Here is a 13,946-nt window from a genome sequence, read left to right as displayed (position 1 = left end):
AGCCTCTTTTAGTCTGCTGAGTCGGCGTCGGGCGCCGGCGGTAAACGTTGGTCGAGCAATTGGTATAACGCGCTGTCATTCGGCCAGTTGCGCAACAAGCGCGCACGGTCCCGGTCATAGGCTGGTGCAAAAGTGACCGTACTGCGGTGTTGCTGCATGGCATCCAGGTCGATCAACGCCCAACGCCCCGCCTGCCACAGCAGATTGGTTCCCTTTAAGTCACCATGGCTGATCTGCTCACGCCGTAAGACCGCGAACAGCTCCTCCAGCGCCTTGAGCTCAGCCTCTGGGGGCAAGCTTGTGCCATGCGGACTATCCAGACAGAGCTTGAAGCGCGCGATTATATCCTCACCCGCCAAGTGTTCGGTAACCAGATAGGCGCCGCGCCGCAACCAGAACGTGCGCAGTTCCAGCATGGCCAGTGGCTTGGGCGTGGCGATGCCGAGAAAATCCAGGCGATTGCCCTCGCGCCAACTGTGCCAAGCCCGACTGGGACGCCAGAAGCGCTTTAGCCAGTGCCCCACCCCTTTGATGTTGTAGCGCTTGATGACCAAGCTGCTGCCAGCCACCTCAACCTGCGCCACCGTGGAGGAGCCACCCCGTTTGAGTGACTGACCCGCGGCGATAGCGGCATCGGGGTCGCATAACAGCGCCGCCAGTCTGCTTTCATCCTCACGCCGCACCGCCCTTAACATAGACGCGCCCCTGCGGACGCTGAACAGGCTGCAATCGCGGCCGATCTTGCGCAGGTAGTCGCGCAGACGCCAACGCCGGACCTTGGCAACCTCCTTGAGCAGCGCCTCTAGTGGCAAAGCGTGCTCGCCATTGACCAACAGGTAATGCACCAGCAACTCTTCGATAAAGACATCAAGCTTGGCCGGCAATTGGGCGAAGAACACGCCGAGATTGGCCAACACTGTAGCGCGCGATAGTGGCTGGCCTGGCGTTTCGGCACGCACACCACCACCATCGATCAAATACAGTCGACCGTCATGACGCAGCACATTGTCCAAGTGCAGGTCGTCTTGCCATAACCCCTTGCCATGCAACTGGGCAATGACCGCCAGGGCATCCCCTAACAACACTCGCTGAGCATCGCTGAGTACCGGTTGCACTTCCAGCGCTCGCCACTCATCACCCAGGCTGCTGGCATCTTCCAGGTAGTCGAACAATAACCAGCCACCTTCACCGGCCTGAAAGCCTTGTTCGAGCAGTGGCGGGGTACACAACCCATGCTCCGCAAGCAAACGCGCACCCTCAACTTCTCGGGCGTAATGTCGCTCGGCTCTGTTGCCGACCAATAGCTTGGCCAGCACCTTGCCCCCCTGCCACTGCGCCAAGCCGACATAACGCTGGCCTGGCAGCACACGCAGAAGGCTCAGCAACTGAACGGTCTCCCCTGCGCTCGCCTCTAACGGCATAGGCAAGCTCGGGGCGCGACCGGCACGACGCAAATCACCTAATTTCATCTGCGCCCCACTTTATTGCGCTGTCGCCGCGACAAGCGTCGCCACCACGACTCAAGCTCACTCGACGAATCCAGGTACGCTGCCAGAAACCCTCGCACCTCTTCTTCGCCCCAGGCACTGGCGCGACGTAGCAGCGGCTCCAAGTCCTTGACCCGATCGCGAACACCCAAGAACAGCGGACGGGTCTTTTCCAGGTCGATCAACTGGGCGGCGAAATCCGCGCCGCGTGCCTGGAGGAAAATATGCTTGGGGTAAAAGCAACCATGCACCTGTCCGCGCGCGTGCAGTTGGCGCGCCAACTGCCCGCAGGCCGTGAGGATCGCCTGCCGCTGAGCGGAGGGTAGCTCTGCCCACTGCAGCAACCAGTACTCCAGATCTTGCCAGCCATCCAAGGCGCGGGTCAGCAGAACTGCACGTTGCGCACCGGCCTCCTTACGCTCGGCGAAGAAGGCGGCCTGCAACGCAGGAATCCCCAGCCTGCAGTAACGCTGGATGTTACGGAACTCGCGGGCAAAGGTCGGCTCGCCAAGCGGGTGCCGCAGACTCCGTGTCAGATAATTGCTTTGCCGCTTGAGGTAGAAGGCCATATCGCCCAGATCCAGGCGGTATACGCTACTCCAACCACCGCGTTCGGTATTGGGTTCATCCACGGCCTCCAGCTGGACCGTCCATAACGCGTCGTAACTAGCCAGCCCATGACGCTCGAGGAGCGCACGATCTTCGGCGGCGATAAAATCCTTCATTCGCGACCCTCGAAGAACCCGACGATCTGGCGGATGCGTTTCTTGTCGCTGGCGCCAAGCCGCTCGCGTCCGCGGTACTGCAGGTAGAAGCGCAGGCGCTGGGCACGCGACAGCTTGTACTTGGCGACCTTATCCAAGCAGGCTAAATCCTTGATGATTCGATAACGCAGAAACGGCCCCCACCAGAAGCTCCCAGTCGGACAATCGATCAAAAATAATTCGCACTGCTGGTTAACCAGCAAGTTGCGCCACTTCAGATCGTTATGGGTGAAATGGCGCTTATGCAGGATGCGGGTTGCGCTGGCCAACTGCTGGCTAACCCGCGCCACCCAGGCGCTATCTCGCAGGCACTCATCGTTACGCAAGGCTAATTGCCCCATGTCCTCGGTACCGACCAGCTCACGGGTAATCAACGCCCCCCGGGTAAAGGCACCGGCCTTACGCTCCAGCCCATAGGCCACGATAGGCGCAGTGGCGATGCCCCACTTGGCGAAATATTTGAGGTTCTGCCACTCGGCCTTGACCCGGGGCCGCCCGAGAAACCTGCGCAAGCCCTTGCCGGCGCCGTGGTAACGCTTGACGTAATAACGTACGCCCTGGCATTCGACACGGATCACCTCCGACAGGGGATCACGGGTGATGAGCTCCCCCTGCAAGGCGAATACCGCATCCAGGTCGGCAAACATCTTGGTCAGCGCTGGCACGGCATCCGCCGTCAACCGCCACTCACTCATGACCGGCTCCCGGGGCATACTTACGGGCATAGCGAGCCAATAGCTTGTCCGCCTTGCGCTCAAGCCAAGTCAGCAGCGGCGCTTCTTCACGCAGTATTTGTCGCAACGCTTGCGGGCCCTTGGCTGCATGAAAGTAACCACGCAGGAAGCGCAACTTATCGCGCCGACTCAGGCCGATATTCAGGGCGGAGAAGTACAGCCCGGCCAGATCCTTGTCCCGCCAACGCCGCGGCGTGACGCTGCGGGTTTGCGCGCGATGCAGATCGATCAGCGACAACCTGAAATCATCGGCGGTCACCGGCTTGTCGGTGTGCAGCAGGAAGTGACAGATGTAGCAGTCGCGATGATTGATCCCGGCGCGATGCATGGTGCCAGTCATATTCGCCACTTCGGCAATCAGCGCGCGCTTGAGCGCAGGAGCCGGCGGATTGTGCGCCCAGTCGAGGCTGAAATCCTCCAGACTGACCGTCGGTGCCAGCTCCTCGGTGACGATAAAGGAGTGCTGCGTCGCCGGGTTGCCGCCGCGCTCGCCATAAGCCCGCGCAGTCATGGTCGGTACGCCGGCTTCATGCAAGCGGCGGATCGCCCGCCACTCCTGCCCGGCGCCGAGTACCGGCAACTTGGCGGTAAGCAGGTTCTTGGCGATCTCACGCCAGCCGATGCCGCGGTGAATCTTGACGAAATAGCCGCGCCCGTCCACTTCCGTGCGCAGGGTGCGGCGCCCCTCTAGCTCACGATAGACCTGACCTTGCAGCTGTTCGACCTCGGCAAAGGCGTCTTTACCCGCCCACAGGGTCTGGAACGGTTCGCTCAGCAATAACTTCATCGGCGCTCCGCCAAAATCACATCGGCCGCGCGCTGCGGCATGCTGTACAGATCGGCCTTCTCGGCAAAGGCCAGGCCATTGCGCCGCCAGCTGGCGTGCCTTGCTGGATCATCGAGCATCTCGGCCAGCAGACTATTCAGCCCTTCCTGCTCGAAGGGGCTGGGCAGCACTCGACCGGCATCGGCCTCGGCAATGTAGTGGGCATAGCCACAAACATCGCTGACCAGCACCGGCAACCCGGCGACCAGGGCCTCGAGCAATACGGTGCCGGTGTTTTCGTTGTAGGCCGGATGAATCAGCATATCGGCGCCCAGCAGGAAGCGCGGAATATCACTGCGCCCCTTGAGAATTTCAACCTGATCAGAAATGCCCAACGTCCTGGCCTGAAGCTGGAAAGCGCGCGGATCGTCCTGGCCGATGGCGATCAAGCGGGTGCGTTTTCTCAGCTCGCGCGGCAAGGCGGCGACAGCCTTCAGGCTACGATCCAGGCCCTTGGTCTTGAACCCGGAGCCAATCTGCACCAGCAGCAGGTCCTCATCTGCCAGCTCGAACTCGCGGCGGAACTCGGCGCGAATCTCGGCAGCATTGGCCGGCGCGCGGCGGTCGAGGGCAATGCCTGGCGGCAGCAGGTGAAAGCGCTGCGTCGGGGTGGCGTAGTGCTTGACGAACAATGGTTGCTGCACCTCGGAGATCATCAAAATCTCGGTCTTCGACTCGGGGGCGAACACCGCCCGCTCGTAGTCGGAGAAGTGCTTGTAACGCCCCCACAGGCGGTACAGCGGGTTGCGCAGGGTCTGCGCCTTGTCCTCGAAACAGCCATCGGCGGCGTAGTAGACATCCAGCCCGGGCATCTTGTTGAAGCCGATCACCCGATCGACCGGGCGCGCGGCCAGGTCAGCCTGTACCCAGGCGGTCAATTTCTCGTTGCGTTTGTGGTTGAACAGCGCCTTGACCGGCACCACCACCACTTCGAAACCGGCGGGAATCTCACCTTCCCAGATCGGCGTGTACACGCGAATGGTGTGGCCACGCTGCTGGCACTCCAAGGCAATGCGCATGAAATCACGCTGCAGGCCGCCGAAGGGGAAGTATTTATAAAGGATAAAAGCCAACTGCATCAGACACGATCCTCGGACAGGCAGGGGGTTGCCAGGAGCAGCGCCTGCAGCTCAGTGGCCACCCGCTCGGGCAACAGGTCGTCGAAGCAGGGCTTATGCCGGTCACCCTTGCCGGCGTTCGGACCGCTGGCGCACAGATGGACCTGCGAACGTCCGTATGCGCCTACCCGTCCGGGCAAGGTCGGGCCGTACAGCGAAATGGTCGGCACATCCAGGGCCGCCGCCAGGTGGCCGAGCCCGGTGTCGACGGCCACGCAGGCCTGGGCGCCGGCGATCACCTTGGCCACCCCGGCGAGGTTCAACCTGGGCAGCACCGCCGCATTATCCAGCCCCGCGACGATGCGCTCGGCGCGCGCCTGCTCGCTGGCGTTGCCCCACGGCAGGCGCACGGCCCAGCCTTGCGCACTCATGCGCTCGGCCAACTCCCGCCAACAGCTTTCCGGCCAATGCTTGCTCGGCCAGGTGGTGCCGTGCAGAAACAGCAGATAGGGCGACGGCGAAGCAGCGGCCAGCTGCCAGCGATTCAAGCCATAGTCACCGATACCGCTTGGCAGTGAGTAACCCAGCGCCTGGGCAAACAGCTGACGCACGCGCTCGAGGGCATGCTGCTCACGCGGCACCGCATAGCGCTGGACATAGAAGCGACTGGCCAGCGGCTCACGCGCCGAATTGCGATCCAGGCCAGCCACCGGCGCCTTGACATAACGCGTCAGCCAGGCGCTTTTCAGCAGGCCCTGGGCGTCGATAACCAGGTCGTAACGGGTCTCGCGCAGACGCGCCTTGAACCGCCGCCACTCGCCATTCTTCAAGGTCTGCCAGAGATTCTTGCGCCAGCGGCGAATGGCCACCGGAATCACCTGGGCGACCGCCGGGTGCCAGGCGGGTATCTCGGCGAAGCCCTCCTCCACCACCCAGTCGAACTGGATGCCGGGAATCGCCCGCGCCGCATCGGTCAAAGCCGGCAGGGTATGAATCACGTCGCCCAGCGAGGAAGTCTTGATCAGCAATACACGCAAACTATTCGACCTCAACCGGATCGGCCACCAGGCGATCCAGCGCCTCGAGCACCGGGCCTGAGCTCAGCTGACGCAGGCAATTGTAATGGCCGAAACGGCAGGTGCGGTCGAAGCAGGGGCTGCACTCCAGGCCCAGGCGCACGATCTCCACCTGTTCGGCCAGCGGCGGTGTGAACTGCGGCGAGGTCGAGCCATAGACTGCCACCAACGGGCGGTTCAGCGCGGCCGCCACATGCATCAAGCCGGAGTCGTTGGACACCACGGCACTGGCACAGGACAGCAAATCGATGGCCTCGGCCAGCGCGGTTTCGCCGGACAGGTTGACCGCCTCTTCGCGCAGCCCCGGGATCAAGCGCTGACGAATCTCCTCGCCAACCGCATGATCGTTCTTCGAACCGAACAGCCAGACCTGCCAACCGGCGCGAATCTTCGCCTCGGCCACCTCAGCGTAATGCTCGCTGGGCCAGCGTTTGGCCTCGCCGAATTCGGCGCCCGGACACAGCGCTAGCACTGGGCGATCCAGGCTCAGGCCGAACTTGCCCAGGGCCGCGTCGCGCGTGGCCGGATCGATCGACAAGGATGGCCGCGGGTACGGCGTGGGCAGCAGCTCGCCCGGCTCGAACGCCAGCGCCATGAACCGCTCGACCATCAGCGGATAGCGCTCTTTATCCAGCACCCGCACATCGTTGAGCAGGCCGTAGCGCATCTCACCCTTCCAGCCGGTGCGCTTGCCGATACCGGCGAAAAAGGGCACCAGGGCCGACTTGAGCGAATTCGGCAGGAGAATCGCCTGATCGTACTGGCCGGCCAACGACTTGCCGATCTTGCGCCGGGTAGCCAGTTGCAGCACGCCATGCCCCAGCGGAAAACTCAGGGCCTGACGCACCTCGGGCATGCGCTCGAGAATCGGCCGGCTCCACTCGGGCGCCAGCACGTCGATCTCGCAGCCGACATGCCGCTGTTTCAGGCACTGAAACAGCGTCTGCGCCATCACCATGTCACCGACCCAGCTGGGGCCTACGATCAGTATTTTCATGCGAATTCCAGAAACGACCAGGGAGGCTTTCGCCTCCCGGACATGCTTAATGCGCAGGTAATGGTGACCTGCGGCAGTGATGGGTATCGCTTCGCTCAACCCATCCTACACAACAAGCCGACCGAACCTGGTTCAGCCTTATTTGACCAAGGTGCGCCATTCGGCGTGATTGCTGGTCTTACCCGTCACCAGATCGAAGTAAGCGGTCTGCAATTTCTCGGTCACCGGACCGCGGCGTCCGGCGCCAATGTTGCGGCCGTCCACTTCGCGGATCGGCGTGACTTCTGCGGCGGTGCCGGTGAAGAAAGCCTCATCGGCGATGTACACCTCATCCCGGGTGATGCGCTTCTCGACCACCTTGATGCCCAGCTCTTCGGCCAGGGTGAGGATGGTGCTGCGGGTGATGCCATTCAGACAGGACGTCACTTCCGGGGTGTAGACCACGCCATTCTTGACCAGGAAGATGTTCTCCCCCGAGCCTTCGGCCACGTAGCCTTCGGTATCCAGCAGCATGGCTTCGTCGGCACCGCCGGAGATCGCCTCCTGCAGGGCCAGCATCGAGTTGATGTAGTTACCGTTGGCCTTGGCGCGAGTCATCGAGATGTTGACGTGATGACGAGTAAAGGAGCTGGTACGCACCTTGATGCCGACCTGCAGGGCTTCGTCGCCCATGTAGGCACCCCAGTTCCACGCGGCGACTATCACATGAACCTTCAGGCCACTGGCGCGCAGACCCATGCCTTCCGATCCGTAGAACACCATCGGGCGGATGTAGGCGCTTTCCAGGTTGTTCTCGCGCACGGCGGCGCGGGTCGCCTCGTTGATCTCGTCCTTGCTGAACGGGATCTGCATATTCATGATGTGGGCCGAATCGAACAGGCGATCAGTGTGCGCCTCGAGGCGGAAGATCGCGGTACCCTGCGGCGTGTTGTAGGCGCGCACGCCCTCGAATACACCCATGCCGTAGTGCAGGGTATGGGTCAGTACATGGGTGGTCGCATCGCGCCACTGCACCAGTTCGCCGTCATACCAAATCACGCCATCACGATCGGCCATCGACATAATTGCCTGCTCCTCAAATTCGATTCGTGCACATGAGGTCGGTGCGCCATGCGCTTTCCAACCTACGAAAAATTCAGTTCAGCCCCAGTTCCCGCCAGATTCGCAACACACTGCGCCGCTCGGCGTGGAATTGATCGCCGCTCACCACGCCTGGCTGCTTTTGCAGCGCCTGGCGATGAGCCGCCATACGGTAGGCCTTATAGACCTCTTGCAATAAGCGCGCATCTTCGCCAGGCACCAAGCCGAGCCGCTCCAGACCTTCCAGAATGCGAATATTGTCGGTGAATTCCAACAGCTCCGGGTACTTTCGCGACCAGGCCAGGGCCGCGTATTGCACCATAAATTCAATATCGACGATACCACCGGCATCCTGCTTCAGATCGAAGGGGGACGTGGCCTCGAAGGCATTGGCTGCGGTTCCGGCGGCAGTCACCCTACTGCCGAGATTGTCACGCATCTTCGCGCGCATCCCGCTGACCTCGGTACGCAGCGCGTTCAGGTCGCGTTCACGCCCGAGCACCGCCGCACGCACCGCCTCGAACTCCCGGCCGACTTGCGGGCTGCCGACCAACACACGTGCGCGCACCAGCGCCTGGTGTTCCCAGGTCCAGGCTTCGCTTTCCTGATACCGCGCAAAGGCGCCGAGCGAGCTCACCAACAACCCCGAGGCACCGGACGGACGCAGGCGCATGTCGACTTCGTAGAGCTGCCCGGAATTGGTCTGCGTGGTCAGCAGATGGATGATCCGCTGACCCAGTCGAGTGAAGAACTGCGCCCCATCGATCGGCTTGACACCGTCGGTCTCGGCCTGTGGATCGCCGCCATGAATGAACACCAGATCGAGATCCGAGCCATGGCCCAGCTCGATACCGCCGACCTTGCCGTAGCCGACGATGATAAAGTCCGGATCACAGGGACTGCCATCGGCGCGCCGTGGCGTGCCGTGCTTAGCCACAGTCTGGCGCCAGGCCAGGGCCAGCACCTGATCGAGGATCGCCTCGGCCAGCCAGGTCAGATAGTCACTGACTTTCATCAGCGGCAAGGAGCCGGCGATCTCCGAGGCCGCCACGCGCAGGCGATGTGCCAGCTTGAAGTGGCGCAGCGCCTCCATCTGCTGCTCCAGATCCTCCTCGGGAATGCGCATCAGCCGTTCGCGCAACTCGGCCGCCAACTCCGGCGCCAATGGCGGCTTGAACAGTCGGCCCTCGTTGAGCAACTCATCGAGCAGCAAAGGGAAGCGGGTGATCTGCTCGGCGATCCACGGACTGGCAGCGCACAGCGTCAGCAGACGCTGCAAGGCGCCGGGATTCTCGGTCAGCAACACCAGGTAGGCCGAGCGCCTTGCCACCGCCTCGACCAGCGGCAGCACACGCTCCAGCACCAGATCGGGGTTGTCGTGTTCCACCGCCTGCGCCAGCAACCGAGGAATAAAGGCATCCAGGCGCTCGCGACCGAGGCGCTGCATGGCGCGCACCTGATTGCCGCTGCGCAAGCCGGCGAGGCGCTGACGGGCCGCCGGAGCGTCGGCGAAACCGGCATCCTCCAGTTGACGACAGGCTGCAGCCTCGTCCTGAACGTCCTCCCACAGCGGCAGCCACTCACCGCCGACGACCTCCTCTTCGGCGTTATCCAGGTCCTCGTCGGGATCGGCAATCACCTGACGGAAGTGCCAGTCGACTCGCCCACGCCAGTGCATCAGCCGCTCATGGAACGCCGACCACTCAGCGAAACCCAGGATAAAGGCCACCCGAGCCTTGTCCTGATCATTATCCGGGAGCATCTGCGTCTGCCGGTCGTCGATCGCCTGCAAGGCATGTTCGGTATAGCGCAGGAACGCATAGCCCTCGCGCAGCTCGTCGGTCACCGCCGCTGGCAGATAACCCTGACCCTCCAGGGTGGTCAGCACCTTGAACAAGGAACGCTGCTGCAAGCTGAGGTCACGCCCGCCATGGATCAACTGAAAGGCCTGAGCAATGAATTCCACCTCGCGAATGCCGCCGGCGCCGAGCTTGATGTTCTCGGCCATGCCCTTGCGCCGCACTTCCTGCTGGATCAGCTGCTTCATGCTGCGCAGCGCTTCGATGGCAGAAAAATCCAGGTAGCGTCGATAGACAAAGGGCCGCAGCATCTCCAGCAGCTGCTCACCGGCCTGCTGATCGCCGCCGACTACGCGCGCCTTGATCATCGCGTAGCGTTCCCAGTCGCGACCCTGATCCTGGTAGTACTGTTCGAGCGCATTGAAGCTGAACACCAGGGAACCGGAAGAGCCGTAGGGACGCAGGCGCATGTCGGTACGAAACACGAAACCCTCGACGGTGATCGCATCCAGCGCCTTGATCAGGCGCTGGCCGAGACGGATGAAGAACTCCTGGTTATCCAGCGAGCGCTTCACCCCCTCCGTCTCACCCCCCTCCGGGTAACCGAAGATCAGGTCGATGTCCGAGGACAGGTTCAGCTCATGGGCCCCCAGCTTGCCCATGCCGAGAATCACCATATGCTGCGCCTGCCCCGTGCGCCGCCCGATCGGCGTGCCGAACTGTGCGCAGTGCTGGGGATAGAGCCAGTGGTAGGCCAGATCAATGCAGCTATCGGCCAGATCCGAGAGATCGCGACAAGTTTCGATCAGATCCGCCTGACGACTGATATCGCGCCAGATAATGCGCAGCTGCTGGCGATTGCGAAAGCGCCGCAAGCGTCGCCCCAGCTCGTCTTCACCCTCGCACTCGAGCAACTGCGCGGCCAACTGCGCGCGCAGTTCGCCAGCCTGCAGCGGGCGCTCCAGCTCACCGGACTCGGCCAGTTCCAGCAACATCTGCGGATCGCGCAAGGCCTGCTGGACCACGAAGTCGCTGGCCGCAGTAACCCGCCGCAGGGTCTCTTGCCGAGAGCCCGCCCAGGCGGCAAAACGCGCCGCGGCATCCGTTGACAGCTCGGCAAAGGCCGCCTGCAAGGTCTGCTCGGCGCGCAGAGCAAGGAAATCAAGAGTGGCAGGCAAAGTGGCCAGCGCAGGCAGGCTCATGGTCTATCCTTTTTGGCGGATTGCAAGCGCAGCGCTGAAAGCGGACAAGCCCACTGAACTGGCGCTTTACGGGCGACTGACAGCAAAAAAACTGTAGTTTTGCTACTAAAGATTGTATCCAAAGGGCTGAAATCGTCGTCGATATGTAGTAAAACTACACGAGTCCGGTCCTACCCCCGGTAAATCCAAGAATTCACGTGACCCGCTCACAATGCCGGCCACGAATCCTGGCCTCCGATTCTGGAAGCCTTTCCGCCCTGGAGCAAGCCATGCAAGACCTCGATCCCGTCGAAACCCAGGAATGGCTGGACGCCCTTGAATCCGTCCTCGACCGTGAAGGTGAAGACCGCGCGCATTACCTGATGACTCGCATGGGCGAGCTGGCCACCCGCAGTGGTTCCCAGTTGCCCTATGCGATCACCACGCCGTACCGCAACACCATTCCAGTGACCCACGAAGCACGCATGCCTGGCGACCTGTTCATGGAACGCCGCATTCGCTCGCTGGTCCGCTGGAACGCCATGGCCATGGTGATGCGCACCAATCTGAAAGATCCGGACCTGGGCGGCCACATCTCCAGCTTCGCCTCCTCCGCGACCCTGTATGACATCGGCTTCAACTACTTCTTCCAGGCCCCCACCGAAGAGCACGGCGGTGACCTGCTGTACATCCAGGGCCACGTATCGCCCGGCATCTATGCCCGCGCCTTCATGGAAGGCCGGATCAGCGAAGACCAGCTGAACAACTTCCGTCAGGAAGTCGACGGCCAAGGCCTGTCGTCCTACCCGCACCCTTGGCTGATGCCCGATTTCTGGCAGTTCCCGACCGTGTCCATGGGGCTCGGTCCGATCCAGGCGATCTACCAGGCGCGTTTCATGAAGTACCTGGAAGATCGCGGCTATATCCCCGCAGGCAAGCAGAAAGTCTGGTGCTTCCTCGGCGATGGCGAGTGCGACGAGCCGGAATCCCTCGGCGCCATTTCCCTGGCCGGCCGCGAGAAGCTGGACAACCTGATCTTCGTCATCAACTGCAACCTGCAGCGCCTCGACGGCCCGGTGCGCGGCAACGGCAAGATCATCCAGGAGCTGGAGGGCGTGTTCCGTGGTGGTGGCTGGAACGTCAACAAGGTGGTCTGGGGCCGTTTCTGGGACCCACTGCTGGCCAAGGACGTCGACGGCATCCTGCAACGCCGCATGGACGAAGTGATCGACGGCGAGTACCAGAACTACAAGGCCAAAGACGGCGCCTTCGTGCGTGAGCACTTCTTCAACAGCCCCGAGCTGAAAGAGATGGTCAAAGACCTCTCAGACGACGAAATCTGGAAGCTCAACCGCGGCGGTCACGACCCCTACAAGGTGTATGCGGCCTATCACGATGCGGTCAACCACAAGGGTCAGCCGACCGTGGTGCTGGCCAAGACCATCAAGGGTTACGGCACCGGCGCTGGTGAAGCAAAGAACACCGCGCACAACACCAAGAAGGTCGACGTCGACAGCCTGAAGAAATTCCGCGACCGCTTCGACATCCCGGTCAAGGACAACGAGCTGGAGAACCTGCCGTTCTTCAAGCCCGAGGAAGGCAGCGCCGAGTACAAGTACCTGCACGAGCGCCGCGCCGCCCTGGGCGGCTACATGCCGCAGCGCCGGGCCAAGAGCTTCGGCATTCCGACTCCGCCGTTGGACACCCTCAAGGCCATCCTCGACGGCTCCGGCGACCGCGAAATCTCCACCACCATGGCCTTCGTGCGCATCCTCTCGCAGCTGGTCAAGGACAAGGAACTCGGTCAGCGCATAGTGCCGATCATTCCGGACGAGGCACGCACCTTCGGCATGGAAGGCATGTTCCGCCAACTCGGTATCTACTCCTCGGTCGGCCAGCTGTATGAGCCGGTGGATAAAGACCAGGTAATGTTCTACCGCGAGGACAAGAAGGGCCAGATTCTCGAAGAAGGCATCAACGAAGCCGGCGCCATGAGCTCCTTCATCGCCGCGGGCACCAGCTACAGCTGCCACAACCAGCCGATGCTGCCGTTCTATATCTTCTATTCGATGTTCGGCTTCCAGCGCATCGGCGATCTGGCTTGGGCCGCCGGCGACAGCCGCACCCGTGGCTTCCTGATCGGCGGTACAGCCGGGCGCACCACCCTCAACGGTGAAGGCCTGCAGCACGAAGACGGCCACAGCCACATCATGGCCGCGACCATCCCCAACTGCCGCACCTACGACCCGACCTACGGCTACGAGCTGGCAGTGATCATCCGCGAAGGTACGCGGCAGATGATGGAAGAGCAGCAAGACGTCTTCTACTACATCACCGTCATGAACGAGTCCTACCAGCAGCCAGCCATGCCCGAAGGTGTCGAGAAAGGCATCATCAAAGGCATGTACCTGCTCGAAGAGGACAAGAAGGAGGCGGCCCATCACGTGCAGCTGCTTGGCTCGGGCACCATCCTGCGCGAAGTGCGCGAAGCGGCGAAGATTCTGCGCGAGCAGTTCAACGTCGGCTCCGATGTGTGGAGTGTCACCAGCTTCAACGAACTGCGTCGCGATGGCCTGGCCGTGGAGCGCAATAACCGCCTGCACCCGGAGCAGAAGCCTCAGCAGTCCTATATCGAGCAGTGCCTGAGTGGTCGCCATGGCCCGGTCATTGCCAGCACCGACTACATGAAGCTGTTCGCCGAGCAAATCCGCCAGTGGGTGCCAAGCAAGGAGTTCAAGGTACTGGGCACCGATGGTTTCGGCCGCAGTGACAGCCGCAAGAAACTGCGTCACTTCTTCGAAGTGGACCGCAACTGGGTAGTCCTGGCAGCCCTGGAAGCCCTCGCTGACCGTGGCGATATCGAACCCAAAGTAGTGGCCGAGGCCATCGCCAAGTTCGGCATCGATCCCGAAAAAATCAACCCGCTGAACTGCTAAGGAGACGC

The 13,946-nt window shown here is 62.2% G+C and carries 10 protein-coding genes; 1 reads left to right on the top strand and 9 read right to left on the bottom strand.

Going from position 1 to position 13,946, the window contains the following annotated elements; genetic code table 11:
- Positions 1-8: 8 nt before the first annotated feature.
- From TMS3_RS05540 to glnE, 9 genes are all read right to left on the bottom strand, one after another.
- On the bottom strand, positions 9-1,469 hold the full coding sequence (locus TMS3_RS05540) for a lipopolysaccharide kinase InaA family protein (RefSeq protein ID WP_025164263.1): 1,461 nt from the start codon (positions 1,467-1,469) through the stop codon (positions 9-11).
- Entirely contained in the window at positions 1,466-2,212 is a 747-nt protein-coding gene (locus tag TMS3_RS05535) for a lipopolysaccharide kinase InaA family protein (RefSeq protein WP_025164262.1), read from the bottom strand. The genes TMS3_RS05540 and TMS3_RS05535 overlap by 4 nt, the downstream gene beginning before the upstream one ends.
- Positions 2,209-2,946, bottom strand: a complete 738-nt coding sequence (locus tag TMS3_RS05530) for a lipopolysaccharide kinase InaA family protein (RefSeq protein WP_025164261.1) — start codon at positions 2,944-2,946, stop codon at positions 2,209-2,211. The genes TMS3_RS05535 and TMS3_RS05530 overlap by 4 nt, the downstream gene beginning before the upstream one ends.
- Positions 2,939-3,772: a lipopolysaccharide core heptose(I) kinase RfaP gene (gene rfaP, locus TMS3_RS05525; RefSeq protein ID WP_025164260.1), complete on the bottom strand. Its 834-nt coding sequence runs from the start codon at positions 3,770-3,772 to the stop codon at positions 2,939-2,941. Before rfaP ends, TMS3_RS05530 begins: the two co-directional genes overlap by 8 nt.
- On the bottom strand, positions 3,769-4,890 hold the full coding sequence (locus tag TMS3_RS05520; protein WP_025164259.1) for a glycosyltransferase family 4 protein: 1,122 nt from the start codon (positions 4,888-4,890) through the stop codon (positions 3,769-3,771). The genes rfaP and TMS3_RS05520 overlap by 4 nt, the downstream gene beginning before the upstream one ends.
- Complete coding sequence (waaC, locus tag TMS3_RS05515) at positions 4,890-5,906, bottom strand: lipopolysaccharide heptosyltransferase I (RefSeq protein WP_025164258.1); 1,017 nt, start codon at positions 5,904-5,906, stop codon at positions 4,890-4,892. Before waaC ends, TMS3_RS05520 begins: the two co-directional genes overlap by 1 nt.
- A gap of 1 nt (position 5,907) precedes the next feature.
- Positions 5,908-6,942 (bottom strand): lipopolysaccharide heptosyltransferase II, encoded by a 1,035-nt coding sequence (gene waaF, locus TMS3_RS05510; RefSeq protein WP_025164257.1) that lies wholly within the window; start codon positions 6,940-6,942, stop codon positions 5,908-5,910.
- A 138-nt stretch (positions 6,943-7,080) separates the two neighbouring features.
- Entirely contained in the window at positions 7,081-8,004 is a 924-nt protein-coding gene (gene ilvE / locus TMS3_RS05505; RefSeq protein WP_025164256.1) for a branched-chain-amino-acid transaminase, read from the bottom strand.
- Between the two features lie 73 nt (positions 8,005-8,077).
- Complete coding sequence (gene glnE, locus TMS3_RS05500; RefSeq protein ID WP_025164255.1) at positions 8,078-11,023, bottom strand: bifunctional [glutamate--ammonia ligase]-adenylyl-L-tyrosine phosphorylase/[glutamate--ammonia-ligase] adenylyltransferase; 2,946 nt, start codon at positions 11,021-11,023, stop codon at positions 8,078-8,080.
- Positions 11,024-11,292: 269 nt separating this feature from the next.
- Here glnE and aceE point away from each other — a divergent pair, with 269 nt between their 5' ends.
- The gene (gene aceE / locus TMS3_RS05495) at positions 11,293-13,938 is read left to right on the top strand and encodes a pyruvate dehydrogenase (acetyl-transferring), homodimeric type (RefSeq protein ID WP_025164254.1); all 2,646 of its coding nucleotides are present in this window, start codon (positions 11,293-11,295) and stop codon (positions 13,936-13,938) included.
- Positions 13,939-13,946 lie beyond the last annotated feature (8 nt).

It is taken from the genome of Pseudomonas taeanensis MS-3 (assembly GCF_000498575.2).
GTDB lineage: Bacteria > Pseudomonadota > Gammaproteobacteria > Pseudomonadales > Pseudomonadaceae > Aquipseudomonas > Aquipseudomonas taeanensis.
The sequence above is the reverse complement of the archived record's forward strand: the minus strand, read 5'-3'. Positions and strand labels throughout refer to the sequence as shown.

What these genes read in the sequence shown, in the direction of transcription:
- TMS3_RS05540 (WP_025164263.1), bottom strand. Translation starts at nt 1,469, where the DNA reads ATGAAATTAGGTGATTTGCGTCGTGCCGGTCGCGCCCCGAGCTTGCCT.
- TMS3_RS05535 (WP_025164262.1), bottom strand. Translation starts at nt 2,212, where the DNA reads ATGAAGGATTTTATCGCCGCCGAAGATCGTGCGCTCCTCGAGCGTCAT.
- TMS3_RS05530 (WP_025164261.1), bottom strand. Translation starts at nt 2,946, where the DNA reads ATGAGTGAGTGGCGGTTGACGGCGGATGCCGTGCCAGCGCTGACCAAG.
- rfaP (WP_025164260.1), bottom strand. Translation starts at nt 3,772, where the DNA reads ATGAAGTTATTGCTGAGCGAACCGTTCCAGACCCTGTGGGCGGGTAAA.
- TMS3_RS05520 (WP_025164259.1), bottom strand. Translation starts at nt 4,890, where the DNA reads ATGCAGTTGGCTTTTATCCTTTATAAATACTTCCCCTTCGGCGGCCTG.
- waaF (WP_025164257.1), bottom strand. Translation starts at nt 6,942, where the DNA reads ATGAAAATACTGATCGTAGGCCCCAGCTGGGTCGGTGACATGGTGATG.
- ilvE (WP_025164256.1), bottom strand. Translation starts at nt 8,004, where the DNA reads ATGTCGATGGCCGATCGTGATGGCGTGATTTGGTATGACGGCGAACTG.
- glnE (WP_025164255.1), bottom strand. Translation starts at nt 11,023, where the DNA reads ATGAGCCTGCCTGCGCTGGCCACTTTGCCTGCCACTCTTGATTTCCTT.
- aceE (WP_025164254.1), top strand. Translation starts at nt 11,293, where the DNA reads ATGCAAGACCTCGATCCCGTCGAAACCCAGGAATGGCTGGACGCCCTT.